General features: G+C 46.1%; 32 protein-coding genes and 2 pseudogenes. 14 read left to right on the forward strand and 20 right to left on the reverse strand.

The window, feature by feature from the left end; all coding sequences use genetic code 11:
* Positions 1–109 precede the first annotated feature (109 nt).
* A complete protein-coding gene (eco, locus tag EOJ37_RS03810) occupies positions 110–622 on the reverse strand; it encodes a serine protease inhibitor ecotin (RefSeq protein WP_127957987.1) in 513 nt (170 codons plus the stop codon).
* A 538-nt stretch (positions 623–1,160) separates the two neighbouring features.
* Between eco and EOJ37_RS03815 the strand changes: the two genes are divergently transcribed.
* Positions 1,161–1,343 carry a hypothetical protein gene (locus tag EOJ37_RS03815; RefSeq protein ID WP_127957989.1) on the forward strand — a complete coding sequence of 61 codons (183 nt, stop codon included), beginning with the start codon at positions 1,161–1,163 and terminating at the stop codon, positions 1,341–1,343.
* Here the strand turns inward: EOJ37_RS03815 and EOJ37_RS03820 are convergent.
* Together EOJ37_RS03820 and EOJ37_RS03825 are read right to left on the reverse strand one after the other, a co-directional pair.
* Complete coding sequence (locus EOJ37_RS03820; RefSeq protein ID WP_127957991.1) at positions 1,336–1,587, reverse strand: hypothetical protein; 252 nt, start codon at positions 1,585–1,587, stop codon at positions 1,336–1,338. The two genes, EOJ37_RS03815 and EOJ37_RS03820, sit on opposite strands and share 8 nt — an antisense overlap.
* A gap of 48 nt (positions 1,588–1,635) precedes the next feature.
* Positions 1,636–1,899 (reverse strand): GrxA family glutaredoxin, encoded by a 264-nt coding sequence (locus EOJ37_RS03825; RefSeq protein WP_127957994.1) that lies wholly within the window; start codon positions 1,897–1,899, stop codon positions 1,636–1,638.
* A gap of 296 nt (positions 1,900–2,195) precedes the next feature.
* Between EOJ37_RS03825 and EOJ37_RS03830 the strand changes: the two genes are divergently transcribed.
* The 3 genes from EOJ37_RS03830 to EOJ37_RS03840 all read left to right on the forward strand — a co-directional run bounded on the left by EOJ37_RS03830 (position 2,196) and on the right by EOJ37_RS03840 (position 4,123).
* Positions 2,196–2,495 (forward strand): DUF1418 family protein, encoded by a 300-nt coding sequence (locus EOJ37_RS03830; protein WP_127957996.1) that lies wholly within the window; start codon positions 2,196–2,198, stop codon positions 2,493–2,495.
* Between the two features lie 96 nt (positions 2,496–2,591).
* The gene (gene rimK / locus EOJ37_RS03835) at positions 2,592–3,479 is read left to right on the forward strand and encodes a 30S ribosomal protein S6--L-glutamate ligase (RefSeq protein ID WP_127957998.1); all 888 of its coding nucleotides are present in this window, start codon (positions 2,592–2,594) and stop codon (positions 3,477–3,479) included.
* A gap of 164 nt (positions 3,480–3,643) precedes the next feature.
* Positions 3,644–4,123 carry a YbjN domain-containing protein gene (locus EOJ37_RS03840; RefSeq protein WP_127958000.1) on the forward strand — a complete coding sequence of 160 codons (480 nt, stop codon included), beginning with the start codon at positions 3,644–3,646 and terminating at the stop codon, positions 4,121–4,123.
* A 140-nt stretch (positions 4,124–4,263) separates the two neighbouring features.
* Here EOJ37_RS03840 and EOJ37_RS03845 read toward each other — a convergent pair whose 3' ends face one another.
* From EOJ37_RS03845 to artP, 5 genes are all read right to left on the reverse strand, one after another.
* Positions 4,264–4,998, reverse strand: a complete 735-nt coding sequence (locus EOJ37_RS03845) for an arginine ABC transporter substrate-binding protein (RefSeq protein WP_127958002.1) — start codon at positions 4,996–4,998, stop codon at positions 4,264–4,266.
* Between the two features lie 318 nt (positions 4,999–5,316).
* A complete protein-coding gene (gene artM / locus EOJ37_RS03850) occupies positions 5,317–5,985 on the reverse strand; it encodes an arginine ABC transporter permease ArtM (RefSeq protein WP_127958004.1) in 669 nt (222 codons plus the stop codon).
* The gene (gene artQ, locus EOJ37_RS03855) at positions 5,985–6,701 is read right to left on the reverse strand and encodes an arginine ABC transporter permease ArtQ (RefSeq protein ID WP_127958006.1); all 717 of its coding nucleotides are present in this window, start codon (positions 6,699–6,701) and stop codon (positions 5,985–5,987) included. The genes artM and artQ overlap by 1 nt, the downstream gene beginning before the upstream one ends.
* A 9-nt stretch (positions 6,702–6,710) precedes the next feature.
* Positions 6,711–7,439: an arginine ABC transporter substrate-binding protein gene (gene artJ, locus EOJ37_RS03860; RefSeq protein WP_127958008.1), complete on the reverse strand. Its 729-nt coding sequence runs from the start codon at positions 7,437–7,439 to the stop codon at positions 6,711–6,713.
* A 33-nt stretch (positions 7,440–7,472) separates the two neighbouring features.
* On the reverse strand, positions 7,473–8,201 hold the full coding sequence (gene artP / locus EOJ37_RS03865) for an arginine ABC transporter ATP-binding protein ArtP (protein WP_127958228.1): 729 nt from the start codon (positions 8,199–8,201) through the stop codon (positions 7,473–7,475).
* 366 nt (positions 8,202–8,567) lie between these two features.
* Between artP and EOJ37_RS03870 the strand changes: the two genes are divergently transcribed.
* On the forward strand, positions 8,568–9,380 hold the full coding sequence (locus EOJ37_RS03870; protein WP_127958230.1) for an N-acetylmuramoyl-L-alanine amidase: 813 nt from the start codon (positions 8,568–8,570) through the stop codon (positions 9,378–9,380).
* On the opposite strand, the gene ltaE is transcribed toward EOJ37_RS03870, so the two are convergent.
* Together ltaE and hcp are read right to left on the reverse strand one after the other, a co-directional pair.
* Positions 9,377–10,402: a low-specificity L-threonine aldolase gene (gene ltaE / locus EOJ37_RS03875; RefSeq protein WP_127958010.1), complete on the reverse strand. Its 1,026-nt coding sequence runs from the start codon at positions 10,400–10,402 to the stop codon at positions 9,377–9,379. The genes EOJ37_RS03870 and ltaE overlap by 4 nt on opposite strands.
* Before the next feature lie 153 nt (positions 10,403–10,555).
* Positions 10,556–12,205, reverse strand: coding sequence for a hydroxylamine reductase (hcp, locus tag EOJ37_RS03880; protein ID WP_127958011.1), 1,650 nt, complete (start codon positions 12,203–12,205; stop codon positions 10,556–10,558).
* 435 nt (positions 12,206–12,640) lie between these two features.
* Between hcp and EOJ37_RS03885 the strand changes: the two genes are divergently transcribed.
* Positions 12,641–13,786 (forward strand): isochorismate synthase, encoded by a 1,146-nt coding sequence (locus EOJ37_RS03885; RefSeq protein WP_240651665.1) that lies wholly within the window; start codon positions 12,641–12,643, stop codon positions 13,784–13,786.
* Between the two features lie 226 nt (positions 13,787–14,012).
* On the opposite strand, the gene EOJ37_RS03890 is transcribed toward EOJ37_RS03885, so the two are convergent.
* On the reverse strand, positions 14,013–15,170 hold the full coding sequence (locus EOJ37_RS03890) for a type I restriction endonuclease (protein WP_127958015.1): 1,158 nt from the start codon (positions 15,168–15,170) through the stop codon (positions 14,013–14,015).
* Between the two features lie 398 nt (positions 15,171–15,568).
* On the opposite strand from EOJ37_RS03890, the gene EOJ37_RS03895 reads away from it, so the two are divergent.
* Positions 15,569–16,132 carry an ISAs1 family transposase gene (locus EOJ37_RS03895; protein WP_127958017.1) on the forward strand — a complete coding sequence of 188 codons (564 nt, stop codon included), beginning with the start codon at positions 15,569–15,571 and terminating at the stop codon, positions 16,130–16,132.
* 336 nt (positions 16,133–16,468) lie between these two features.
* On the opposite strand, the pseudogene EOJ37_RS03900 reads toward EOJ37_RS03895, so the two are convergent.
* The 8 genes and pseudogenes from EOJ37_RS03900 to EOJ37_RS03935 all read right to left on the reverse strand — a co-directional run.
* Positions 16,469–16,629, reverse strand: a pseudogene (locus EOJ37_RS03900) (IS1 family transposase); the annotation flags it as partial.
* Positions 16,630–17,038: 409 nt separating this feature from the next.
* On the reverse strand, positions 17,039–18,217 hold the full coding sequence (locus EOJ37_RS03905) for a tyrosine-type recombinase/integrase (RefSeq protein WP_127958018.1): 1,179 nt from the start codon (positions 18,215–18,217) through the stop codon (positions 17,039–17,041).
* On the reverse strand, positions 18,217–18,426 hold the full coding sequence (locus EOJ37_RS03910) for a hypothetical protein (RefSeq protein WP_127958020.1): 210 nt from the start codon (positions 18,424–18,426) through the stop codon (positions 18,217–18,219). Before EOJ37_RS03910 ends, EOJ37_RS03905 begins: the two co-directional genes overlap by 1 nt.
* A gap of 44 nt (positions 18,427–18,470) precedes the next feature.
* Entirely contained in the window at positions 18,471–19,037 is a 567-nt protein-coding gene (locus EOJ37_RS03915; protein WP_127958022.1) for a 3'-5' exonuclease, read from the reverse strand.
* Complete coding sequence (locus EOJ37_RS03920; protein WP_127958025.1) at positions 19,037–19,570, reverse strand: HD family hydrolase; 534 nt, start codon at positions 19,568–19,570, stop codon at positions 19,037–19,039. Before EOJ37_RS03920 ends, EOJ37_RS03915 begins: the two co-directional genes overlap by 1 nt.
* A gap of 80 nt (positions 19,571–19,650) precedes the next feature.
* Positions 19,651–20,478 (reverse strand): YfdQ family protein, encoded by an 828-nt coding sequence (locus EOJ37_RS03925; RefSeq protein WP_127958027.1) that lies wholly within the window; start codon positions 20,476–20,478, stop codon positions 19,651–19,653.
* 40 nt (positions 20,479–20,518) lie between these two features.
* Complete coding sequence (locus EOJ37_RS03930; protein WP_127958029.1) at positions 20,519–20,890, reverse strand: hypothetical protein; 372 nt, start codon at positions 20,888–20,890, stop codon at positions 20,519–20,521.
* Positions 20,891–21,243: 353 nt separating this feature from the next.
* Positions 21,244–21,432 (reverse strand): hypothetical protein, encoded by a 189-nt coding sequence (locus EOJ37_RS03935; RefSeq protein WP_127958031.1) that lies wholly within the window; start codon positions 21,430–21,432, stop codon positions 21,244–21,246.
* A gap of 203 nt (positions 21,433–21,635) precedes the next feature.
* Between EOJ37_RS03935 and EOJ37_RS03940 the strand changes: the two genes are divergently transcribed.
* Positions 21,636–22,514 (forward strand): BRCT domain-containing protein, encoded by an 879-nt coding sequence (locus EOJ37_RS03940; protein WP_127958033.1) that lies wholly within the window; start codon positions 21,636–21,638, stop codon positions 22,512–22,514.
* Here EOJ37_RS03940 and EOJ37_RS03945 read toward each other — a convergent pair.
* Positions 22,506–23,186, reverse strand: a complete 681-nt coding sequence (locus EOJ37_RS03945; protein WP_127958035.1) for an XRE family transcriptional regulator — start codon at positions 23,184–23,186, stop codon at positions 22,506–22,508. The genes EOJ37_RS03940 and EOJ37_RS03945 overlap by 9 nt on opposite strands.
* Positions 23,187–23,324: 138 nt before the next feature.
* Between EOJ37_RS03945 and EOJ37_RS03950 the strand changes: the two genes are divergently transcribed.
* From EOJ37_RS03950 to EOJ37_RS15020, 6 genes and pseudogenes are all read left to right on the forward strand, one after another.
* Positions 23,325–23,549: a transcriptional regulator gene (locus EOJ37_RS03950; RefSeq protein WP_127958037.1), complete on the forward strand. Its 225-nt coding sequence runs from the start codon at positions 23,325–23,327 to the stop codon at positions 23,547–23,549.
* A gap of 37 nt (positions 23,550–23,586) precedes the next feature.
* Complete coding sequence (locus EOJ37_RS03955; protein ID WP_127958039.1) at positions 23,587–23,910, forward strand: CII family transcriptional regulator; 324 nt, start codon at positions 23,587–23,589, stop codon at positions 23,908–23,910.
* A 250-nt stretch (positions 23,911–24,160) separates the two neighbouring features.
* Positions 24,161–24,985 (forward strand): hypothetical protein, encoded by an 825-nt coding sequence (locus tag EOJ37_RS03960; RefSeq protein ID WP_127958041.1) that lies wholly within the window; start codon positions 24,161–24,163, stop codon positions 24,983–24,985.
* Positions 24,985–25,164, forward strand: a complete 180-nt coding sequence (locus EOJ37_RS03965; protein ID WP_127958043.1) for a DUF4222 domain-containing protein — start codon at positions 24,985–24,987, stop codon at positions 25,162–25,164. Before EOJ37_RS03960 ends, EOJ37_RS03965 begins: the two co-directional genes overlap by 1 nt.
* Positions 25,161–25,988: a Rha family phage regulatory protein gene (locus tag EOJ37_RS03970; protein ID WP_127958045.1), complete on the forward strand. Its 828-nt coding sequence runs from the start codon at positions 25,161–25,163 to the stop codon at positions 25,986–25,988. The genes EOJ37_RS03965 and EOJ37_RS03970 overlap by 4 nt, the downstream gene beginning before the upstream one ends.
* Positions 25,985–26,462 (forward strand): annotated as a pseudogene (locus EOJ37_RS15020) (conserved phage C-terminal domain-containing protein); the annotation flags it as partial. The gene EOJ37_RS03970 and the pseudogene EOJ37_RS15020, both read left to right, overlap by 4 nt.
* Positions 26,463–26,508 lie beyond the last annotated feature (46 nt).

Below are 26,508 nucleotides of genomic sequence, written 5' to 3' on the forward strand. Positions count from 1 at the left end.
GTGGCGAGTGCTGCCGTCTCGCGGTTATGGTTAGTTGCCACAACTGGAGATACTTCGAACAGCAAAGCGACTTTTCGAAGTATCTTGAGGTGATTTTTAACTACGGCGATTATTTTGCAATCGCTTTATTTATGGTGCTACTGGCTTCCCAAATACGGTAACGCACTTCAACGCCATTAGGGACATAAACCACAATCGGCAATCGGCTGTTGTAGCGACGGATCGCCTCATGTCCTAAGTGAGCGACGACAAATTTAGGCCGTCTGGTATCATCAATACAAGCCATCATGGTGCTGGCAGGCACGGAAATACTGGTCAGTACCAGATACTCATACCCCCAACCTGTCAACATATTGCTTTCAAGCTGTCCACCCATCATATGGCGGTTGCAATCGACCTCTAATGTCTTGCCAATCAACAGCTCAACTTTAAAATTCTCTTCATTTTCCTGCTTGGGTAGATAGATCACCTGTCGACTCATCCCTTTCTCAGCTTTGGGGAAAGGCGCAATTTTTTCCAGAGGTTTCAGGCTCAAATCGTCTGCGCTAACCGCTGCCGTTGCTACTGAGTTGATCGAGGCAAATACTAATAGGCTGATTGATGCCAAGGAGGTAATTTTCATCGGTGATCCTTGCAAGTTACAATGTAGGCAGTATACCTATTGCCTTTCAACATGCGGACAGAACAAGCTATGCAGGTTACAACGGCTGTCGCGGAGCGTTACCGACCGGTGAGGTGATAGCTTTGCATGTTGAAGTCACTCAGGTATATACGTTAACACAATCTATACTGCTGAATTATAGTCAAGTGTTGCCGGTTTAATACTACAAAAAGCAAAGGTATTTGGTAAGAAAATTTATCGATAGCCTATCATTATCACGCTCAGTTTGAGCGGGCTTGATAGGATATTGTCATGTTAGTTGAATGTTTTTCCAACATCAGAGAAGGCAGTTATTGGTAGCATGACTCAACGCTTACCCGATTATGGCTATGTTATTTGCTATGTTGTCTCCGGGCTGTGCGCTAAATGTCGACGTTATGTATGGATGCGCAATCTCTCGCATTGCCAGAGCGTTGGCAGATGCTTGACTCAAGTGATTTGCTGAGCCTGTCACGGCACAATGGGGGAAAGCAACGGAGTGCTGCCTGAGTGGTAGTCAATGAAAAACAAAAAACCCGCTAACCTTGAACCTAAACAGGCGTGGCTAGCGGGCTCCACAAAAAAATGGGGATTTCAAAGAAAAGCAGTGGCACTTACTCAGACTCTGGAGCTGGTGAAAAGTTCTGTCGCACAGCAAAAAATAATAAATATTTTCCGCCGCAGCGACGATGCAATCATCTAGAAAGTGTCTCATTGGCAGCTTCGAACACTGCAATTAACCAACCTGGCAATGTTAACAATACGTTAGAAATGACATCAATTCTGTCATAGACTGGCGCAGGAATGTTACTACAAGCAGCATCACTAATGATTGGCATCACTGGAGCACGGCTTGGTTGCTGCACGATGATCGGAGCAAACAGCAGACTGACGATAAAAAAGCACACAACGCTAACAGAACGGTCAATCATCAGCGAGATAAACAAGAAGGCGCACTGGCACCTTCCAGATCATGTTGTGCTAAGCCGTGCTGATTAACTAAATAGACCAAGATGTTCTTTGGCATAGTTCTCAAAATCGTTAAAACCACCGATATGCTTTTGATCGACAAACACCTGTGGCACAGTTTCAACAGGTTTACCGACAGTTTTTTCCAGATCAGCCTTACTGATGCCTTCTGCGTGAATATCAACATAGCGGAAAGAAAAATCATCACGATCTTGTGTCAGTTTCTCGGCCAACTCTTTGGCACGTACACAGAATGGACAGCCAGGACGGCCGAAGATAACAGCAAACATACGATACTCCTAAAGGGTTATTAGATGACTAGCTGCCATTGTAACGAGATCCGTTGCGTAATAAAAAGCTGCATTAATCATAAATTATCGGGCTAAGCGCTTTGTACTGTAGCGACTAACAGGTGACTGCTCCAAGTCACCACTCTGTTACCCGCTACTATGCCTAGTGTGTGTGATGAATAAAAGCAGGTGTTACCTGTTGCTTTGATATCTTTAGCCAATCGTTGATTGCCGCCTAGACTGTTACCAATCAAATTTATTGATTACACTGACGGCAGCAAGTGGGGGAGAAGAAAATGCGTTCATTGAGTCAGTTACCGCGCTTATTGTTATGGCTGGAAGCGCTGGGATTGTTGTTGTTAATGCTAGCCTACTTAAACAGCCGAGAACTGATAGTACTGCCTGGAATATTGGCTACGCCGTTGGCGGCAATTGTGATGATCTTTTTTGCCATTGCATTAATGCTACCTGCGGCGACGGTGCTAGTCTGGCGAACAGTACAAGGCAGTGGCGAATGGTTACAAGCACACCGCCCGCCATCGCACGATAAGCACCGTGCTCATCAGCAACAGCAACAGGTGCCGCGTAAAAAGTAATATTTTTATTAATCATAATGATGAAGGTTAAAGCGTGCTGGTATAGAGACGTCATTAGCCAGGTTAAACCAGAACTCTTCTGTTAAGGAGTCAAGGGTGAAATTAGCACTTATTTCACGCGACAGTGGGTTATATTCCTGCAAAAGCCTGATCCATGCTGCAGAGCTGCGAGGGCATCACATTGAAGTGCTTGATCCCTCACGTTGCAGCCTGAATATCAATACCCGTGGCTTGCAGTTATATCATCGGGCGGATCTGCTACCTCATTACGATGCCGTGATCCCTCGTATTGGCGCTATGATTGCGCTTTATGGTATTGCAGTGTTACGGCAATTTGAGCTACTTGGCAGTTATGCCTTAAACCGTGCTGAGGCGATTAGTCGAGCACGTGACAAACTACACGCCTTACAGCTACTCGCCAGTGCTGGCATCAGCGTACCCATCACGAGCTTTGGTTACGCACTGGAGGATACCACCAACCTGATCAAACTGGTGGGTGGAGCACCGGTCGTGGTGAAAGTGCTGGAAGGAACGCAAGGCATAGGTGTTGCGCTGGCGGATACGCCATCAGCAGCGGCAAGTACCATTGATGCTTTTCATAGTGTTAACGCCGATATCTTGGTGCAACAGTACATTCGAGAGGCAAACGGGTGTGACATCCGTTGCTTAGTGATTGGTGATCAAGTGGTTGCTGCGATTGAACGCCAAGCCAAACCAGGTGAATTCCGCTCTAACCTGCACCGGGGTGGTCGTGCTCGCCAAGCTGAACTCAGTGAACAAGAACGTAGTGTGGCGATTAATGCGACGGCGGCACTCGGGTTGTCGGTGGCGGGTGTTGATCTGTTACGTGCCGCTCAGGGACCGCTAGTGATGGAAGTCAACGCTTCTCCGGGGTTAGAAGGGATCGAAACGACAACAGGTGTTGATGTTGCTGGTTTGATGATAATGCACATAGAACAGCAGGTTATGCTAAGTTCTCGCTGAGTTTTTGCTATTTTATAGCATGCAACCTGTACTGTGTGTTGTTGAAAACCGGCAATGGCGGTAGCTACGCAGTGAATTTAGCATTTTTGATCGTGGCATCTTAGGCGAATATTCCGTAAGCTATGCGCCTTTCGATCTATTTGACCTCGCGAGGCAGTTTATTTATGGATCCGCTTATCGTCCCTGATTTGGCGTTATTGCGCTCTTGGTTGGATCAGCTCGGTATCTCCTTCTTTGAGTGCGACTCTTGCCAAGCTTTGCACCTACCACACATGCAAAATTTTGATGGGGTATTTGATGCAAAGCTTGATATCGTTGATGGTGTAGTGATCTTTTCTGCACTGGCGGAGGTTAAACCCACCGCACTGTTGCCACTGTTCACTGATTTGAGTCAGATCAATGCCAGTTCTTTGACGATAAAGGCATTTATTGATATCCAAGATGATAATTTACCAAAATTAATCGTCTGCCAGTCACTGAGCGGTATCGTTGGTATTACCTATCGCCAATTTGCCCACTTCATGCAGCAAGGAGAAGAGCAGATCTCAATGGTGATCCTTGAGGCTCGAGCTAATGATCTGCTGTTTCTCGGTGAGGAAGAAGAGAGCGGCACAACCAATATCCGCCAAACCATGCTGCATTGAGATCGTGGCCAAGTTCAGTGGTGAATGCAAAATGCCGCACAGTGGCGTCGTGTTGGTGAGCCTAGCAAGGCGAAAGACTCAAAGGAGCGATCGCCTGCTGGCAGTAAGTGGCGTGCACTGAAGCTTTGGTCGCGTGGTTATTACTGTTTGGGAAACCACTTGTTATTGATGGCGTCATAAGTGCCATCGGCCTTGATCGCTGCCAGTGCGGTGTTGAGCTTTTTCAGTAATGCTTTATTATCCAACCGGACGGCAATACCCAAACCACTGCCAAAATATTGTGCATCGGCTACTGGTTCACCCACCATCGTCAACTGTGGATGGACTTTGAGCCATTCGTTTACCGCTGCAGTATCTCCAAAAACGCCCTCGATACGCCCATTACTCAGCTCCAGGAGCGCATTTTGGTAGCTGTCATAAGAGACAGCTTTAATGTCAGGATATTTATCTTGCAGGTATTTCTGATGAGTAGTGCCATTCTCCATACCGACCTTTTTACCTTGCAGATCAGCTAATGAGTTAAATTTACCCTTATATGCCACCACCACCGCCGAGTTGGCGTAATAGGGCTGGGTGAAAGCTACCTGCTTACTACGCTCTGGAGTGATATCCATTCCAGAGATGACAGCGTCATATCTTTTAAATTTTAGTGCTGCAATCAGACTGTCAAATGCCTGATTAGTAAAGGTACAGTTGGCCTTCATCTGTTTGCAGAGCGCTTTAGCTAAATCGATATCAAAACCAGCTAACTGGTTATTTGCATCGAGAAACTCGAAGGGCGGATAGGTTGCAGAAGAGGCAAAACGGATCTGCTCTGCAGCAAGCGTATTCATGGTAATCCCGGCGAGAAGGGTAGCAATTAGTACTTTTTTCATAACGGATTTTTTCCTGGCAACGGTGTTAAGTCTATGAACCCACGCGAACAGAGCGCGGGCTATTGGTAGAGCACTATGCCATTGGTTGAATGGATATGCAACATTAATGACTTAAAATTCACATTAAGCAGTGATAAAGCGAGGGCATGTAACCAATACTAAAATAACATACTGTTATTTTAAGTTATTATTGCATGTGTCATAGATAGGGGGAGCATAACGTTATTTGGTGAACAACAGTGAGCAAATGGGGCAACTGGGCGGCAGCCAACCGCCCACACCAGAACATTGCTGCTGAAGGCGGTCACCTAATAGTGGCTAATTACGCTGTTCAAACACTAGCGCACGCTGCTCAACCCAGCGCATCAACAGAGTAAGCAGACCATTAACGGTCAGGTAGACGATGCCAGCGGCACCAAACACCATCACATCGTAGGTTCGACCATACATCAACTGGCTATAACCCATCACTTCCATCAGCGTGATGGTATAAGCCAGCGAGGTACTTTTAAACACCAACACCACTTCGTTAGAGTAAGAGGAGAGCGCGCGTTTGAAAGCAAAAGGCAGCAGAATACGCAGCGTCTGCTGGCGTGACAAACCTAATGCTTCACAGGCTTGCCACTGCCCAGTAGGAATAGCACGTACTGCACCGTGAAATAACAAGGTGGTATAGGCAGCGCTGTTCAACGCCAATGCAATCATCGCACAGAGCCAAGGCTGTGACAGTAACTCCCATAACCACGGATAGGCACGAATTGCTGGGAACTGCCCAGGACCATAGTAAATCAGGAAGATCTGCACCAGCAGCGGAGTGCCAGTAAACAGCGTAATGTAGCCCTTGACCAACGGGCTGATTATCGCTGTTTTCAACGTCAGAACCACGGTGAGCAGCAACGAGAGCAGTAAAGCAACAATCAATGCTGCAATGGTCAGCGACAGGCTGGTATGTAACCCTTTCAGGATCTCAGGCAAGAACGCAAGCATTAACAAGCTCTCCGTTCAAAACGGGTGGTATGCAGTTCGATCCGCTTCAAGATGTACTGGCTGAGTAGGGTAACCAGCAGATAAATCAGCGCAGCAATCATGTACCAAGTAAACGGTTCTTGGGTGCGTGTTGCAATACTTTTAGTCTGTAGCATCAGATCGTTAACGCTGATTAATGACACCAACGCAGTATCTTTGAGCAACACCAACCACTGGTTGCCAAGCCCCGGGAGTGCGTGTCGCCACATCTGCGGCATGATCAGACGAAAAAAGATCACCGTTTTAGTTAGCCCTAAAGCTTGTCCCGATTCGCGCTGCCCCTGTGGCACGGCTTTCAACGCGCCGCGCAGTGTTTGCGAAGCATAAGCTGCATAGAGCAGAGCGAGCGCAATCACACCACAGAGGAACGGGCTGACCTCAAAACTGTCAATCGGTAACTGCACATTGAACTGAAACAGTCCGAGATTGAGGGTAAAACCCTCTGAAAGCAGTAACAGCAACTGAGAAGAACCAAAATAGATAAACAGTACCACCAGAATTTCCGGCAAACCGCGTAGTAGGGTTACCCAAACAGTGGCCAGCCAACTGATGCTACGCCAACGCGAAGACTCCCAGACAGCAAACAGCATGGCCAGCAGCAAACCGAGCATCAGCGCAGAAAGAGCCAACGCGATGGTCATCCCAGCCGCGCTGGCAAGCGATTGAATTTCATTCATGGGTGGTGATTATTTCTTAAACCATTTGTTATGGATGGTTTCATAAGTGCCATCCTGCTTGATTTTGTCTAACGCGAGGTTAAAGCGTTCTGCCAACTTTTTATCCTGCAAGCGCACAGCAATACCGAGACCGGTACCAAAATACTCCTTGTCAGTGATTTTGTTGCCGACGGTAAATAACTCGTTGTTTTGCTCCAGCCATTCATTCACCACAGCACTGTCACCAAAGATGGCGTCGATACGCCCATTTTTTAGATCGAGCAGTGCATTCTGGTAGCTATCGTAAGGAACACTGTTGATTTGCGGGTATTTGTCCGCCAAGAACTTCTGGTGCGTGGTGCCATTCTGGCTACCGACACGCTTTCCTGCTAATGCTGCGATATCGTTAATACTGGGTTTTTGAGCGACAAAAGTGGCGGAATTGTCGTAGTAGGGCTGGGTAAACAACACCTGTTTTTGGCGCTCAGGGGTAATGTCCATACCAGAAATTACGGCATCAAAGCGCTTAAATCTGAGGCTTGGGATCAGGCTGTCAAACGCTTGGTTAGTAAACGTGCAGGTGGCATCAAGTTGTTTACAGAGTGCGTTAGCCAGATCAATATCAAACCCCTGAATTTTATTATCCTGACCGACAAATTCAAATGGAGGGTAAGAAGCTTCGGTAGCAAAACGAATTGTCTCTGCAGTTGCAGAGAGAGACAGGCTAACCAATAGAGCGGAGATAAACAGTTTTTTCATTAAAATTCCCCTAACAGCAGCAAATTTGGATGATTAGTGTGATAAATAATTGGCAAATTCAGCCGTTTCCGGTTGCGTAAAATGCAATGCTGATCCCTGTTCAATGATACGGCCATTTTCCATATAAACCACACGACTGGCAGTCTTACGAGCAACCTCCACTTCATGAGTAACAATCACCTGAGTAATGCCGGTGCTTGCCAGCTCATTGATGATATTAACGATTTGAGCGGTAATTTCCGGATCTAGCGCTGCAGTGGGTTCATCAAACAGCAACACCTGCGGCTCCATCATCAGCGCACGGGCAATCGCAACACGCTGTTGCTGTCCACCGGAAAGGTGCAGCGGAAAACGATCGGCAAAGTCATTTAACCTCAATCGAGTTAACAGATTATCAGCGCGTTCCACCGCTTGTGCTCTGTTTAAACCTAGCACACGGCAAGGTGCTTCGATCAAGTTTTGCAGCACGGTCAGATGTGGCCAGAGGTGATATTGCTGAAACACCATACCCACATTCTGACGCAGATCACGAATCGCCTTCTCGCCTGGAGGCTGTTGAAAATCAAACTGATTACCTGCAATATGCAGTTTGCCTGAACGCGGCATCTCCAGCAGATTGAGTACTCGCAGCAGAGAGCTTTTACCTGCACCGCTTGGCCCGAGCAGAACCAAAGTCTCCCCGGCTGGGCACTCTAGGCTGATGTCAAACAGCGCCTGGTGTGCGCCGTAGAAGCAGTTGATATCTTTTAGTTGAATACTCATGCGCTGAAATTGAATAGACATTGATGGCGCGAATGTTATCTTTCGCAGCATATTTATGCAATCTTTCGCTAGGTAAAATTTGCTTCTGGCACACAATAGTGTGAGCAAACTAGATAAAATCATTAAAAATCAGCCAGTGTAAGTTGATTTTGTTCATTATCTGTGCGGTTGATATTAATCAATTGTTGATTTTTGTTTTTTTGGTGTGTTTCATTTTTTAGCTCTGCAATTGGGTAGTGCGCTGACTATGCTGCGGCCTATGTGATAAAGCCGATGCGATAAAGCCGATGCGAGTTGCCTAGTGGTGAACGGGGTTAACAGTAAAACAGAGAGGAGACAACGGTGAAATTTACCGGGTTGATATTGATGCTGAGTGCATTGGCTGGTTGCCATTTCCCAGTAACGAACAGGGGAAATGACTATCAGATCATCGATAAATATGCTTCACAAGGGGCTGATCAACGTATTCGTTTCTTGGTGATGCACTATACCGCAGAAGATGTCGCTACTTCATTGCGTAAACTGACCGAAGAGCAAGTCAGTTCACACTATCTGCTACCCGCATTCTCGAAAAATGATGCCAGTCAGTTATCTGTCTACCAACTTGTTCCAGAACAGCAGCGAGCTTGGCACGCAGGAGAGAGTTATTGGCGTGGTCGTAGCCATCTTAATGACACCTCGATTGGCATTGAAATTGTTAATCAAGGCCCGAAACAAAGCTGGTTTAACACCCGCTGGCATCCCTATTCGCAGCAGCAAATTGCACTATTGATTGCGCTCAGTCGTGATATTGTACAACGTTATGATATTAAAGCCGTTGATGTGGTTGCCCATAGCGATATTTCCCCACAACGCAAGCAAGATCCCGGGCCATTGTTCCCATGGCAACAGTTGGCAGAAGCTGGGATTGGTGCCTGGCCAGATGCAGCAACTGTTGAGCACTATCTGGCTGGACGTGATCGCACTGCTGAAGTGCCGATAGCGCGCTTACTGGGGAAGCTGGCACGCTATGGTTATCGCATTGAGCCTGAGTGGGATGCCAGCCAGCAGAAGAAATTGCTGGTGGCATTTCAGATGCATTTCCGCCCAACTAATTATCGCGGTGAGCCAGATGCAGAGAGTGAAGCGATCATTGATGCATTGCTTAGCAAGTATTTTCCTGCTGCTCCGGCAAGTTAATTGGATTGTTGCTGATGCTGCAGAAAAGTTCGCCACAGTTCGACCACATGTTGTAAATCCTGACGGCTGACATTGAGGTGGGTGATAATCCGAGTCAGTGGCGCAGCACTGATTAACACGCCATTCTGCTGCATCCAATTGGCCAGTTTTGCTGCTGTCTCAGCAGATTGCTGTAGATAAAGGATATTGGTTTGTGCGCCTGAACCGACTATCTCCAGCCCGAGCTGACGTAACTGCTGCTCCAGCCACTGTGCATTGTCGTGATCCTCTTGCAGTCTGGCAACATTATGCTCAAGCGCATACAGACCGGCGGCAGCTAAAATACCTGCTTGACGCATACCGCCACCGACCATCTTGCGCCAGCGTATCGCGCGCTGAATAAACGCCTGACTGCCACAGAGTAACGAGCCAACCGGAGCACCTAATCCCTTGGAAAGACAGAGCGTAAAAGTATCGCAATACTGCACCAAGCTTTGCAGTGGTAACCCCAATGCGACACAGGCATTAAGCAGGCGAGCGCCATCGATATGTAGCGCAAGCTGATGCTCACGCGTGAACTGCCACGCTTGTTGCAGGTAGCTTAACGGTAACACTTTGCCACCGATGGTATTCTCGAGGCTAAGTAGGCGGGTTTTGGCAAAGTGGATATCATCGGGTTTGATGGCGGCGGCTACCTGTGCTAACGGCAAACTGCCATCGGCGGCAACTTCGATTGGCTGTGGTTGAATACTGCCTAACACTGCAGCACCACCGGCTTCATATTTGTAGTTATGTGCTTGCTGGCCAACAATGTACTCATCACCGCGCTGGCAATGACTGAGCAGCGCCACCAGATTGGCCTGAGTGCCGGTTGGCAGAAACAGCGCCGCTTCTTTGCCAGACAGTTTAACCGCAACATCCTGTAGTGCATTAACTGTGGGATCATCACCATAGACATCATCTCCCACTTCAGCGCTTGCCATCGCAGCCCGCATTGCGGCGCAAGGTTGTGTGACGGTATCGCTACGTAGATCAATCAGCATGTTATTTCTCGTTTGGTAGGGGGGAACATTACGCTAACTCACAATGCGATAAAAAACAAAAAATAAACAGCAGAAGTTGGTTTAGCGGCTCCTGCTGAGTTATCACCACGTGCTGATGCGAATTATGTAACCCCGTTACTGCTGAATCAGCGATCAGCCAAGAATATGCTGTAAATCTTGTTCGGCATGGCTAATTAGGCGCAAACCAAATTTTTCATTCAGTATTGCCAGTAAGTTATTGGTTAAAAATGCCGGTGCTGTCGGGCCAGTAAAGATATTTTTTACCCCAAGAGAGAGCAGCGTCAGCAGGATAACAATTGCTTTCTGCTCAAACCAAGAGAGCACCAGACTCAATGGTAAATCATTCACACCACAACCCAGTTTTTCTGCCAAGTGGATAGCCAACACAATTGCCGAGTAAGCATCATTACACTGCCCAATATCCAGCAAGCGAGGCAAACCCGCTAAGCTACCGAACTCCAGTTTATTAAAACGGTATTTACCACAGCCGAGGGTAATGATTAAACAATCCTGTGGTACAGCACGCGCGAACTCGGTGAAATAGCTACGTTCATCACGGCTACCATCACAGCCACCGACTAAAAACAGATGGCGTAATTTTTGCTCTTTAATTAGCGTAATCAGATCATCCGCAGCATTCAGCAGTACCTTACGGCCAAATCCAATGGTGATCGGTTGTTCAATCTCGGTATGTGTAAAACCAGGCAGTTGCTGAGCTTGGGCAATCACTGCGCTGAAATCCTCTTCAGATAAGTGATTAACACCTGGCCAGCCAACCATGCTACGTGTCCATATTCGCTGGCTGTAGTTGCCAACAGCGGGATCGATAATACAGTTCGACGTCATCACAATCGGACCAGGAAAATTGGCAAACTCGTGCTGCTGATTCTGCCAGCCACTGCCATAGTTACCGACCAGATGAGGGAATTTCTTTAATTCGGGATAACTGTGTGCAGGCAGCATTTCACCATGCGTATAAACATTGATACCCAGCCCGACACTCTGTTCCAGTAGTCGATGCAGATCATTAAGATCATGCCCTGAGACCAAAATCGCTTTACCGGCCACTGGACGTACATTAACCGTGCTTGGCTGTGGATCACCATAGCGTTGTGTTTCACCGGCATCCAGCAGTGACATCACGCTAAAATTGAGCGTGCCAATCGCCAACGCGGTATGAAGCAGCGCATCCATGTCGCTTGGTTGCGTACCCAACCAAGCGAGATAAGTGTGATAGTCGTGAGAAAGCTGAGTATCAGATTGTCCCAGTACATAAGCGTGCTCCATGTAGGCTGCGGCACCTTTTAACCCATACAGGCACAACATACGCAGACCATGAGTATCCTCACCAATAGCTGCTTTATCGCGATCAAGTGCGAATTGAACTGCTTGCTGCAGTAAACTTGCCTTATCATCACCCGCCAATTGCAACTCGGCTAATGGATGTGCAACAGTCACTTGACTATCCAGATCACGGCAGCGTACAGCGATGGAGTCACGTAGCAACAGGGCATCGTGCAGATAGCTGACAATCCGGTCAGGATCAAAATTAACATTGGTGAGTGTTGAGAACAGCGCACGGGGAGAGAAGCTATCAATCGCAGTATCAACGATGCCCATTGCGCGAGCCTGTAGTGCCCAGGCCGAGAGGCTTTGCAGTGCGGCTACCAGCAAATCTTGCAGATCAGAGGTTTCTGCGGTTTTACCACATACCCCACGGCTGTAACGGCAGCCATCGCCGGTTTCAGTACGAATTGTCTGCTCACATTGTATACAAAACATGGTCACTCCTTAAAGTTGCATCTTAAATATAACTTTAAGCATAAATCGACAGCTCTGCTCAAAACAGACTTTTTTAATGCAACTTTAAGCTATTTTGATTTAACGCAAGTTTTGCTGTTTGGGAACAAAGATCGGCAATTGAGCCAGCAACGGATACTGGATTAATAGTTTCAATTAAATCAGTGCCATTTCACATCAAATCAAGAGTAAACTTAGCGCTGTGGCATCGGATAGTTGCTAGATACAGTAGATTTTTCTCCCACTTTAGCGCCGATCTTAGGTAACATCTCACCCGTTGGCTCGGCATATTGGCTGAAGATATTGGGTATTTATTCGGGTGCCGAGGCTGTATTGATGCAATGTGAGGAAGTATTTATGAACCTGGCTGTTGTTAATGGGAGCTTGCAAAGGGAACGCCACTATACCATCGACCCAATGCAACACGTAACCCTGCCTACTGCTTCAGGTTTTTTCTTTACCTCGCCTTTCCGCAGTTTAAGCACAGAGGGATGCTTCACCCGATTGACCCAACCCGCTATTGATGGTGATGATTTAAACGGTGACTTTCAGCGTGTGTTGCGTAATGCGTTCACTCAGGCTAAGTTGGCGGGCATCACTGATCCGGTTGTTTGTGGTGCTATTCCGTTTGATACTCACCAGCCTTCAGCACTGTTTATCCCGCAACAGACGCAGTGGTTTCAACGAACGGCACTGCCTGCAGCAATCAAACCGCTATTAGGTGCATTACCTGACATTGTTGCCCAGCAAGAGTTTCCACAACAGCGACATTTTGAGCAGATGGTAATCAATGCCGTACAGGCGGTGAATAATCGCCAGTTGGAAAAAGTCGTATTAGGGCGCTTACTAAAGATGGAAGCGCGCCAGTCGATTGACTGTCGGACATTGATGGCACACATCATTGCCCAGAACCCACATGGCTTCCATTTTCATGTCCCACTGGAGCATGGCGGATTGGTAGGTGTCAGCCCGGAGCTGTTACTGCGCAAGTGCAGCAATCAGTTTCATTCTAATCCATTAGCGGGTTCTGCACGGCGAGAGAGTGATCCTGTGCGCGATAGAGAGGCCAGCGAGCAACTGCTTATTTCCGGCAAAGACCGCTATGAACACCGCATTGTTACCGCAGATATGCACCAACGATTGAAAGAGCGTTGTCGTTATCTGCATATTCCTACTAGCCCACAACTATTGAGCACCGCGACACTATGGCACCTCTCGACCTTGATTGAGGGTGAAGTTAGTGATCCGTCTGAAAATGCATTATCACTGGCTTGTTTATTACATCCCACCCCAGCGCTATGTGGTACACCAACACATGCGGCACGCGATCTGATTGCACAACTGGAATCATTTGATCGACACCTTTTTGGCGGCATTGTGGGATGGTGCGATGCCAAGGGTAATGGAGAGTGGGCGGTAACCATTCGTTGCGCAACGGTACAGGACAAGCAAGTGGATCTATTTGCTGGTGCGGGTATTGTGCAAGACTCTTCACCACAAGCGGAATGGCATGAAACCAACGTCAAACTGAGCACAATGTTACGTGCATTCGGTTTGCGTTGACAGGCAACTTCTAGCGGGGTTTTGCGTATCGCTACACACTGGACAATCCGCCATCAAAATATTGGTACCTACTGCGCTGCAGCGAGCTGTTGTGCATATAGCCACTGAAAGCAGATCTACGTGCTCGAGAGCCAGTGTTCACAACGTGGTGTCATTTTGTTAAAACTAAATAAAGTGATGACACCGCATTATGAATACCTAAAAACTATATAAGTTTGTTATGTGATTACTTCTTTTTCCTGAAGTTTTCATCATTCCTGACATATTCTAGAGAGTCGAGAATCAAACCTGATATACGTAATATATCCTCTGGTTTATCGATGTATATTCTTGCTGAATCGTATTCAAGGCGTGCTCTCACTATTTCATTCACTGCTATTTCATTTAATTCGATTGGTAGTTGTATTGATGGTTTTGTTTTTTTATCAAAATACCTAACAATCCACCGATTAGCTTTGCCTTGATAGAGAACATTAAAATATGTCTCAGTGTCTTTATAGTGGATCTCAACTTCATCACCAACAATCGATGCAATTTTATCAAATAGCACACGCTCATTGGCTGTTGTGATGACGTTGGGGTTATTTGAGTCTACAATATTGCTTTGTATTTCTAGGCTGCTTTCATATTTATCAGTATCCTGTTCTTGATTGGCATCGGTAATTTGATCTCTTGAACCAGATAATCCAGATACAACCATTGCACTTACAGACTGTTCAACAGCTTGTTTTACCAATGGAGTTATACTTTCCAGAAAGCGTTGGTTAAGTTGCCTTTCTACATTGGATCTACTAGCAACATACCTGACAAATTCAGGATCAACATCTCTTAAACTTGAACTGATCGTCTTAATAAAAGCTGAAAGAAATACGCTCTCTTCAGCAAGAGTCCGTAGTGCTTCTGGTTTAAATTTGTCATGTCTAAATCTAAATAATTGTTCAGCATCGGACTCCGTCACTCCATCGACATTTATTTTCAGAAAGGGAGTAGTATCCATGATGTTTTTATTTTTTAAATCGGTAAAAAAACGCCACTCTAATCCATTTGTTATCGCTGATATTGTTACTTCAGGCGTTGAATTGAAATATCGAGAAAGCTGTGGGCAATGGTTCTCTATTTTTTCGTTATAGCTTTTAGCTTCGATAAACATTACCGGAATACCTTGGCAGAAAAGAGCATAATCAACACGCTCATTAGCTTTGATTCCTGGAAAATCAGCTCGGAATTCTGCTTTGACCTTTTGGGGATCGTATGGGCTAAAACCGAGAATATCTAAAAAAGGGAGTATGAGTGCTTGCTTCGTTGTTTCCTCTGTTGTGCAGTACACACCAACATTTTTAACATGCTCACTATGAATTTTTAACTTCTGTTTAAATGCATCCATTAACCTTTCCACCATTGCTGATAATTCAATATCGACGGTTAAACTACCTACTACACACCAGCTACTACAAATCTTGGTGTGTAACGAAGGTGATTCATAAACTTTCCTTAAGCTGTTCAAGACATAATAGAACAGTTTCTTTACTTATCAAATGATAAATTTTTCAATACGTCAGCAAACTGGGGATATAACACTCGATGATAGGTAGTTATTGGCGGTTTTTACGATAACTGCACACAGCTCATTTTCATAAAAATAAACGCTAATAAGTTGTTTTATTTATAAAATATTGATCGGCATGCAGTCACATGTAGCCTGTTTAGAATCAAAGCTATGTGTCTCACAATCTGGGTTAGGCTGTTTTGTATGCATTTGTTGTTCAATAAACGTTCGCTCGTTTGCCCTGTGGCGACTATCTTCTCAGCGTTAAAGGAAATCAAGGCAATTTATATAAAGCGGTTAAAAAGGCACTTGCAGAGAAAATTAGCGCCCCTGTTTTGCGGGAAGAAACACAGATAGAACAAGGGCATGGACGAGTAGAGGCCCGACAACACTTTATCATGAATGCCGATGAACTCAGTCAACAGTTTCCTGGCTGGGAAAATCTTAGAACGGTAGGAGTTGCAATGGGTTATCGTCAGGAAAAGGGTAAGCCTGCCACACTGGAATACCGTTACTACATCAGTTCTGCGGTGCTGACGGAAGCGAGTTTAGCTGAAGCAGTCCGCAGACACTGGTCGATAGAAAACAGTCTGCATTGGATACTGGACGCGACCATGCAGGAAGATAATTGCCAGATTTACCGTGATAACGCAGTGCAAAATATTGCTATTCTGCGGCATATATCACTTAATTTACTCAGAGCGGAACCGACCAAGCTCAGTATAAAACTGAAACGCAAACGAGCGTGGATGAAAACAGATTTTTTAGAACGCATACTCAATGCAGGATTTGGGCGATAGAGTGAATTTTAATCATTCATGCGGTTGCCCTGGAAATTATATAGACAACACATTGTGTGATAATAGCCTATCGGACTACTGTGGTTGATTGTTATGGTGATCTTTTTGCAATCAATTTTTTATGAGTGTTTATGATGAATAACCTATTAAAAGAAATTAAAAAAACTCTTTCTTACTTCTTTTGCGATTTATTCTGGACTTTCGCCCCTGCACTAGGAATGCTTGCAGTTGCTGTATTTTCAGCTGGTTACTTCCCTGACATATGGGGTAGGATTACCACTATTGGAATAATAGTAATCATTGTAATTACATGGAAGTTCGGGTCATGACGCAGAGTTAGTGGTAATGGTTGATTGTCGATACCAGCCGATGATCTTATCGTGAATTTCTTCTGACTTTGAGAATCAGATGGTTCTGCGGGCAAGTCGTTTAAGATAGGTTCGCAAGTTAAGATTATGTCGTTCTATCTGCTGGGTGTACTTTTTGCTGATAACGTGGCTGGCTGAAGCCAGTAATATCCGAACCATCAATCATCCAAAAGGCAAATAGTACGCTAACACCAAGTTAGCGTTACACAATTAACCAATGCTAACCTCGATAAGTCGCTAGCTCACTCTATTTCGTCGGGAGTTTTACCATAGCTTTACCATTTTTTTACCATGTTAAAACCATGTAAACAAAAAAACCAACCGTAACAGGTTGGTTTTTCTATAAAAAGTTGGTCGGCATGAGAGGATTTGAACCTCCGACCCCCGACACCCCATGACACCGTTTAAAATCGGCTACAGGCCGCGCCAATACTGGGGTGTGAGTTATTTGACTGGTTATACAAACAGTGCATTTTACGCATAAACTGAGATATATACATCAATAAGTTAGGTAGGGGTTTTACCATAATATTTTTGACTATCCTGTCTTGATTTCTCCGTGTGGAACTATCACCCAGTCAATGTGGTTGCTGGTGTAGATCTTGGTGGATTTGGCATCGCTGTGTGCCATTCGTGCTTGAGGGTCAATGCCCTGGTTATTGAATAGATGTGCAGCCAGTGCGCGGATTTCATGAAATGTTGGCCGTTCTTCAAGCGGCAAATGATTAGTGATCCCCAACTCATCACGTAAGGCAGAAAAAGCACGACTGAGGTAATCAGGCGCCACTTGTGTCGGATGGGACACTTCTTTGCTGCGTTTCACGTTTCGCTCCGGGATCCGATGCACAACATACGGGCTGGCCACGTTATCCTGGCTATCATCAATAATCCGCTTTAGTTCCTCACCAATCGGGATCGCCACGTGCGATGCCTCCTTCTTCTGCACCTTCTGCCGGTGAATATACAACGTGCCATAGATACCGTTTTCTGGTTGCTCCAGCCACACACAGCCGCATACGCCGTTCTTTGGTTCCTTGATTGAGTACCGAATCCGCGAAACTTCTAACCTGGCATGTGTCGTTTGTAGTGCTAAATCCATAGCTGTTTTTAACCATGGTGCAGCAGCGTTACGAATGGACATGAAGTTATCGAACGATAAACGTTGTCTGCGCTTCTCATCAATACGGCGCATTTTCTTACGTGCTGCGGGATTATCTAGCATCAGTGATTCATCAACGGCATAGCTGAATAGCTTTTTCAGAAAACTTATCTTGCGATTTTGAACATTGGCTGAGGAATTGACGTGGTACTCCTTTATGTAGGCGTTGACGTGCTCCAGCTCGATATCACAGGTGGGTATATCAGCAAAAAACTCCTTAACCCTAATTGCATCATTGAGCCAATCTGCCAAGGTGTTTTCTGATGGTTGCTCATCCTTTATTGCTCGCTCCATTATATGATCAACATGTTCACCAAACGGCAGCGCCTCACCCTGTATTCCACCCGACTCACGGATCAGTGAGTCGATAGACACGGTGCTTTCCGGTCGCATGCGATTGTTATACTCACGAGCAATAGCGATTGCCATAGCACGATCACTGCCGAGTGACTTACGTTTTCCCGTTACCAAAGTGAAGCGGTAGATTCGCAGTGTCCTGTCAAAATAAAGACAATCGGGCAAATGCCTATTTTCTCTTCGGCGAGGTCTAGAAGCCATCATGATTCCCTGATTAGCTGATTCACTACGTGGGATATATCCGATTCAACCCCCCAACGTTCTGAAGAATAAACCCATGACATACCATCAATGACTTTTCCGCGCAGGCGTCCATTCTCAATCCAACGTTTTACTGTACGTTTATCAGGGATAGAACCCTCTTCGAATTCACGCTTTAACCACAAGCTAGCACGCATCAATTTAGCCATAATTTACTCCATACACCCCACTCCGGCGTGTTAACTCACATTTCTTATTCTTCTTGGCCTATAAGCCGCTGATAAATTGCCGACACATACCTAGCCTGGTGAATAGCATCAGCCAGTGCGTGGTGACGCTCCCCTTCAAACGGCAGATCCCGTTTTGGGTCAAAGCCAATCTGTTTGCCCAGCGCAACAACCGTGCGCACATCGCGGTCATTCCACCAATTCCAGAATAGCTTTGGTGTTAAGCCAGCACGCTCGTATGCTGAACGTAGGATCACGTTGTCAAATGATGCACCATTGCCCCAAACCTCTAACGTGTTCTTGTCTGCAAAGTTCTCAATGAAATCACTCAAGTTTAAGAGTGCGTAGACGATGGGGATAGCATGCTCACTCACTATCGCCGCTCTTGCCTCATCACTCTGTTTTAGCCACCACTTGATGGTTTCGCCGTCTGGTATGGCCCCTTTTGCCATGTCACTAGACAGGTCAACGGTATTGTAAAACTGGCTACCCAGTTCACCTGTTGAGGGTTCAAAAAACACGGCACCTATGGCGACAATCGGCGCGGTTGGGCCTGTGCCCATGGTTTCGAGATCAAGCATTAGGTTGTTCATCACCCAATTCTCTCCCCAGTAATTTCAAAGTAGCGCTGAGCAAACAGTCCTCGTGCTTGCGCTGGATTTAAGGGGATAACAATTTCTTCTTCTGATGGCGAAATGTCTTCCAGAATTGGCCATGGGGTTCCGTCATCAATACCCAGATCCCTGCGTTCTGTTGCCAGTATGACCAGGTCTGCATATTTGATCGCCGGGCTACAGCTAGCGGGTAGGTTGAACCGGTAACGAATGATGGAATCAATGCTGCTTTCGATGTACTGGTAATCAGGAAGCATGTGCTTCAATGGTGATGGGATATCTTTGCAGTAAGCCTCGTGTGCATCATGCAACAGCGCTTCTAATGCAAGCTCAGGCCGTACAATCTTACTAACTAATACTGAGTGCTGAGCAACGCTATAGAATTCTGGTAAGTGACCAGCAAATCGGCATTCATGTGACAGCGCTTGAGCGATATCCTCAATACAGATGTTTTCAACGGCTGGTTTGGCGTAGCAGAACTGCTTGCCAGTAAATGTGTTGATCCATGACATAGTTATTCCCCTCACAGTTTTTAGGCAATACTTCACCAAATACCCCATTGCTGAGGTATTTAAGGCTGCTTAATTAAAAATTAGGCGTTGAAGTCGCCGATAAAGGTTTCAACTGGTTGACCGTCGAAATGACTAATCAGCAGATCACGAAATTCAGTGGCGATGGCTTCGGCTTGGGCTTCAAGCTGGACGATGCGCAGCACAAAGCAGGGCTCATCACTTTTCAATAGGCTATTGCGCAAGCTAAAGCGCCGTTCACCTAATCCTTCATAAGGGACGCACTTAAACTCAAAGGCGGCAGGCATGATCTCTTTGCTACTGGCTTCAATACTCTGCATCAGCGATTTTTTACCGCTAAAATCACCATCCTCGTGATCAGATTCTTGCATCTGCCGGATGCTAATACGCCGGACAGCACTAGCGGCCTGTGCAATAGACATCTTGTTTCCATCGACATCGAACGCAGTTAAGAAATCACTCCAGTCTTCCAGCCATTCAGCCATGTTTTTTTGCTGCTGGCGTTTACCGTTAATTTCCAACAGCGCACTGAATGAGGCGGTTTTTTTGAGTTTGATAGTTGCCACGTTGTCGGCGTGACCGGGCGCGGTAAGCGTACCAATGTTAAACACTGATTTGGCGCTCATGTTATCTGCATCAATGAAGCAGCGTGCTGGCTCTTCTTGAGTAGCATAGCCGTTTGAGTAGCGTACAAAATCAGCAATGCTGGTGGTTTTCAGTGCGCCACGGAAGCGAAAGCGATTTGTATAAAATCGCTCAAGGCTATGAACCTCAACATCATTGGGCAAAACAGAAACCGGACAATCGGTTTTCTTTACCGCCTCAAGAAATGAGGCACCTAGTGTGAGCGCCTGAATTTGTGAAATTGCTGAACCATCTAACTGAGACATAATCCATCCTCTTTTAGTGTTGATTGAGTTAGCACACTTATTACTGTGCCACTGTTAATTTTCCGTCTGGCTTGCCACCAATGGTAAATAGCTGGCCTTGCTCTTCCTGCAAAATGCTTAACTTCCCGCCTTTACCAACCCACATAGGCGTTTCTGTAGTGTCTTCTTCTGAGACTTTCCCGCGAGGGGTAGGGGTGACGAATTTCAGTTGATGCTTAATGTTGACGCGTTTTTCTTCGATCGAATTACTGAGGCGGTCAAGGTCGAATGTAAGCACTACTTTGCCTTTACCACCACTGTTGATAACCCCCAGAGCTGTAGCGTTTAAAGCTGCTGAGATTTTATTCATAAATACACCGGCATCCAGTTCACCTAGGAAGTCGGGCACATTTGTCTTGCGATCATCACTCATAAATAGCCCTCTATAAGCTGATAGTTTCTCCACACATCGGGTGGCGCACCGCACCAGTTTTAGACTATGAACATACCTGTAAATGGGATGGCACAGTGCGCCACCGGATGTGTAAAAAAAGGACGGCCAGCCGGGTGTTTACCTGGTGTTGGTCATTGCTCAGCATGGCCGCCAAAGTGGCACTTCGAAGCTAGGTATCTTCGGGCGGGGTGCTGATGACTAATCAGCAATCCCTACGGTGTTTTATTACTGGTGACCGAGGATTGTGTCGGTAACCGTATTCACCAGTGAGCGAGTTGGCTTGGTAGTCACTCCAAGCCGTACAACCCCTCCCGAAGATGCCTAAGTGATAGTTAAGCGATTAAATAAAGTTCGGACTCACTAACCAGCTCTGTGTATCCGGCTTTGTGTGCCACGATGACCAGACCGTTTCTCCAACCCTGCACAACACCGATCCGGCGAACTTGCGTGACAGTGTGGCCGTTGCTGCGTTGTGTGTGGTAAGCGACTTGATCGCCTTTTGTTACTGTTTGATTGATCATGATTTAACCCTTATGTTGTGTATTTGCTGGCGAATCATCCCGATCTTCATACGCCTCGGGCGGCTACTTCGTGGGCGTCCTGCCTGTTCGCTAAAACAACTTTAAGGTGTAATTTAGTTGTTATTATTGCTCGTGTCAACAACTTTATGTAGTTTGATTGTCAGAAAACAGAGTGTAAGGATGATTAAAAACAGGAGGGATGTATGGAAGATAAACAGTATGTTTTTAACTACACACAAAACCGTGACAAGCTTTTCACCAATTTAGTTGGCATTATCGATGGAATCACGACGGATGGTATCGTTCGAGATGAAGAAATCCTTTATCTCGACACATGGCTTCTTGAAGCAAACCAACTGATTAACAATGGGGTAATAAAAATCCTGAGAACTAGAGTATCCGATATTCTTGCTGATGGGGTTGTTACTCAGCAGGAACGAGAGGATCTTAAGTCTTATCTCATTAAGATTCAAAGAGATATATTAGACATTCCTAGCGTTGATTTTTACTCAACTGAATCGGATCTGCATCTGCTAACAGGACTGTGTAAAGGGTTAATCTCAGATAAAAGCCTTAACGCTGATGAAATTCGCTATCTAGATTGGTGGCTGACACAAAACGGCGCATTGAAAAATAACTATCCAGGGAAAGAATTATACTCCTTGGTGAAGGATATTCTTAGCGATGGAGTTATTACTACAGAGGAAAGTGAATTACTTTACAGAACGTTAGTGGATTTCACCGGCTGTGATTTAGAGCTCGGTGTGGTGGATGGACTGGCAACAAGATTGCCACTCAATACTGATGCTGTTGTTCACTTTGAAGATAAAATCTTTTGTCTGACAGGGGGGTTTATGGCAGGCAAGCGAGCACAGGTTGAAAAAATAGTTGAGGAGGCTGGTGGAAAACTGAGCTCAGACATAACAAAACGCCTTGATTATCTTGTTGTCGGCACCTTATCTTCTCGTGATTGGCGCTTCTCCAGCCACGGAAGAAAGATCGAAAAAGCAGTAACCTATCGTGATAATGGCGGTAAGCTTAGAATTATTTCTGAAGAAATGCTGTTTGGTGCTTTACCATGAACGGCATGACCAAAAAACACGACCGATAAGATGAATTCTTGCTTTACACTCTTCAAAGGTGAGTATTTCGTCAGGGTACTCATCTTTGTTGAAACTTCGCAATATGATACCGCCATCAGGTTTGGCAATCAGAATCTTCACTCTTAACAGAACGCCATCACGCAATGCATATAGGTCGCCATCACTGATGGATTGATTCTCGGTTACGTCAATAGCCACCATATCGCCATTGGTTAAAACCGGATAGAGGCTGTTACCGGAAACTTTCACCACTCTAACGCTTGTCTCGCTAACACGCGCTTTTCTCAGCTCTTCCTTTCTGATTGGAAATACAGCCCTTTCTAGCTCAACAAGCTGTGGTTTTTTATCATTATCTAACTCGATATTAAGTATAGGGATTTCTGCAATGATAACCGGATTAGGTTCTGTTTGTTCCCACTCGGGCATAACAAAATGTTGCTGACGCTCATTTTCATCACCGCCGAACAATAACCAATTAGCGGTCACGCCCAAGGCGAAAGCCAATTGGTTCACCTTTCTTGGTTGTGTGGTAACCCCGTTTTCTATTTTGGCAATAGCCTGCTGAGTTAAACCAACCTTTTCAGCTAACTGCACCTGGCTAATACCGGCTTTTTCACGAGCCATTTTGAAACGTTCAGCGAGATTATACACAACCCTTCCTCCTTTTTGTTGTGAGACTACAACTTTATGTTTTAACTTTCCAACACCTAAAGGTTGTTGCAAAAGTTGTTTTAGTTGTATATTCTAGGGATAAAACAACTTTAATTACTATTAGGGCAGGAGACACAGATGACACCCGAACAACTAGCACTACATGAGGCGATAAGGATTGCCGGTGGACAGTCCGAGTTAGCTAGAAAGCTCTCTCATAGTACTCATGGCCTAATTAAACAGCAGCAGGTGTGGAATTGGTTACATCGTGAAAAAAAGGCACCAGCAAAGCACACCGCTGCAATCGAAAAATTAACAGGTGTTGCCAAAGAGATGCTTCGCCCAGACGTTTTCCGAAATTAAACAGGGCCACACCAACTAGTCAACAAGGAGAGTATCAATGGAAAGTGACGCAATAGCACGCAAGTTAGAACAACCTATTGTGAATGCCGTTGAGATTGAGAGCGTACTACTCAACCGGCTTGCGTTGTTGGGACAAAAAGCTTACGCGGAATTTTTGGGCATCAGCGAATCAACAGCTAGCCGCCGTAAAGCTGAGGGGCATTTCGCTGCCTTGGCGAAAGAACTGGCTTGCCTAGGTATTCAGGCCGCGCCGCCAGAGGCGGTGTTGGTATCGCGGGATTATCTGAAATCCGTTGAAACGTTGGCAGATATCGGCCTACGTGCCGAGAGAAGCCGACCAGGGCCGTTAGGGTGGGAATGATGCTGGTGGCTTTAGAAATGTTGACGCCCAAAGTATGCAGCTTCGGGCGTCGGTGCAATTAAATCACTGTGTGGAGAAATAATCGCATGGGCAGTTTAGCAACAAATCAACGAGTACCGCAACTGCGCTGCTTGGTAAGCGGCAAAGCGCCATTGCGTTATGAGCGAAAGATAGCCGGGCACTGGGTGCCCTGCCACTACAGTCGCGTTGCGGCGATCGTGGAAGTAATGAACCGTCGAGGGGGTGCAAAGTGAATCAGCTAACAGTAACTGGGATCACAATGACCAGCCTAGAACTGGTGGACTACATCAATACTGAACGGGCAGAAAAAGCGAAAACAGCAGGAGCCGATTTTCCAAGTAAGGGGCATGCTTTGCTAAGGCATGACCAGTTCATGGTTAAGGTTCCGAAAGTCTTGGGTGAAGCATCTCCCAAATTTTTAGGAGATGATGTTTTCACTGTGGGCAATGGAGCAAAAACTGTTCGTAAAATTTACCGTTTCCCAAAGCGTGAAGCCTGTCTGATGGCAATGAGTTACAGCTATGAATTACAGGCAAAGGTGTTTGATCGGATGACTGCGTTGGAAGAGCAACAACGCACGGTACTGCCACCAACAAAAGAAGATCAGGTCAAATGTGGGCTGCTTATTCTTGAATCTGCAGCTAAATTGTTGAATTTATCTAATTCATCGCGCCTTGTCGCATTACAACGCCTGCAAGAGTTTGCTGGTGTGCCTGCTTTAATGCCGGCTTATGCTATTGATGCACCTTCTGACGCGACGGATGGTTCAAGCCGAACTACTGCAGCACTGACCACACTTCTTAAACGCCATGGTGCTGAGCTCAGCACGCCAATTGCGAATGTGATACTTGAGCGCTTAGGTATCTTAGAAAGAAAACAGCGTCATAGTCGTCGTTACGGGCTCAAACAGTTTTGGAGTGTGACTAGTGCTGGGTTGGTTTATGGCAAAAACCTTACTGATCCACATAGTCCACGTGAAACTCAGCCACATTTTTATGAAAGCCGCTTTCCCCGCCTACTGCAACGCATTTACGAAGAACGGGGGCGAAGATAATGACAGAGAACATTAAAAAGCTAGACCGCTACTACCGTGACAGAAACGGGGTAATTGTTCATGTGATTGGTTATGACCAGGCAGGGCAGAGAGTGATTTACAAACGCACAGGTTACGAATGGGAGTGTGCTGCGCCGCTGATTATCTTCCGTTCTCGCTTTACCAAGGTGGATATATGAGCATACAAACAGTTGATTACTTGAATTTCGGGAGCTATAGTTCCAGAGCAGCGGCAAAATCCGTTGCCGGGATTTGCACCCCGGAATTCGTTAGAGCGCACAACCGCGCTAAAGCGGTTTTTTTGTGCGCAGCACAGTCACATCGTTCAATGGTGGGGCGTGCAGGGCAGCCTTCGGGCTGGCCGGGTTCTCTGACGACCGGTAGTGCAAACCCTGTACGTCTCACCACCCATGAGATTTGCACCTCTGGTGGTGAGTTAACTAACTTATCGTCAGAGGCTGCCACTATGGCTACTATCCTTGCCCTTGCTCAACCTGAAATTGTCCTTATCAATGGTCAAGCTGTCACCTCATCACTTGCTATCGCTGACTACTTTGGCAAACGTCATGATGACGTATTGAAGAAAATTCGATCTCTAGAATGTTCACCTGAATTTACTACCCGCAATTTTGCGGTGAGTGAATACACCGATCCCACTGGCCGCAAACTTCCCTGTTATCAAATCACCCGAGATGGTTTCGCGTTCCTTGCTATGGGCTTCACAGGCAAGAAAGCGGCAGCATTTAAGGAAGCCTACATCACCGCCTTTAACCAGATGGAACAGACGCTGGTGGGTGGTCGGCTGCTTGCGTTATCAAATACAGCCCATAACGCTGCGGGGGTGCTCAGTAATTTGCAGGTAATTGCCCAGGCGTGGAGAGAGAACCTCTATCCGATGCTCAAGGCGGCAAATTCTCCTTTGGCTGTGAGTTTGTACGACAGGGTTAATGACGCCGTCTTTGGCGCCACGCTGGTGGCTGATGATTTGGGGAGGAAGCTATGAGTCTTGATGCAATGAGATGGGCGAAAACCATCAAAACTGGAAACGCATCATCAAAAGCTGTGCTTACTTGGCTAGCCGATATGTGTGGTGCTGATTTGTGCGCCTATCCCTCTATCGCTGCACTTGCAGATGTCACCGAGCTAAATATAAAAACAGTGCAAGCTTGTCTTAAACGCCTTGCTAAACAGGGGCTAATTGAGGATTCCGGTGAACGGCGTGGAGCCACTCGACAAGTTATTGTTTATCGACTTGTGGGGGTTAGTGAAAGTTTTGCTGATTCTGAACACACCCAAAAACGGGAATGTTATAAGACACCCAAAAACGGGAGGGTTAACAAGGTAAACACCCCCAAAAACGGTAACGTTACCAAAAACGGTGGTGTTACCTCAAATAACACCACCAAAAACGGGAAGGTTCACGAGGCAAAGACACCCAATTTTGGAGGGAAAGACACCCAAAAACGGGATACGGAATCTACCAATAACCATAAAGATCTAAAAAACACCCCCCTAACCCCCCA

Origin of the sequence: Serratia microhaemolytica, assembly GCF_004011885.1 — a bacterium.
GTDB classification, from domain to species: domain Bacteria; phylum Pseudomonadota; class Gammaproteobacteria; order Enterobacterales; family Enterobacteriaceae; genus Serratia_G; species Serratia_G microhaemolytica.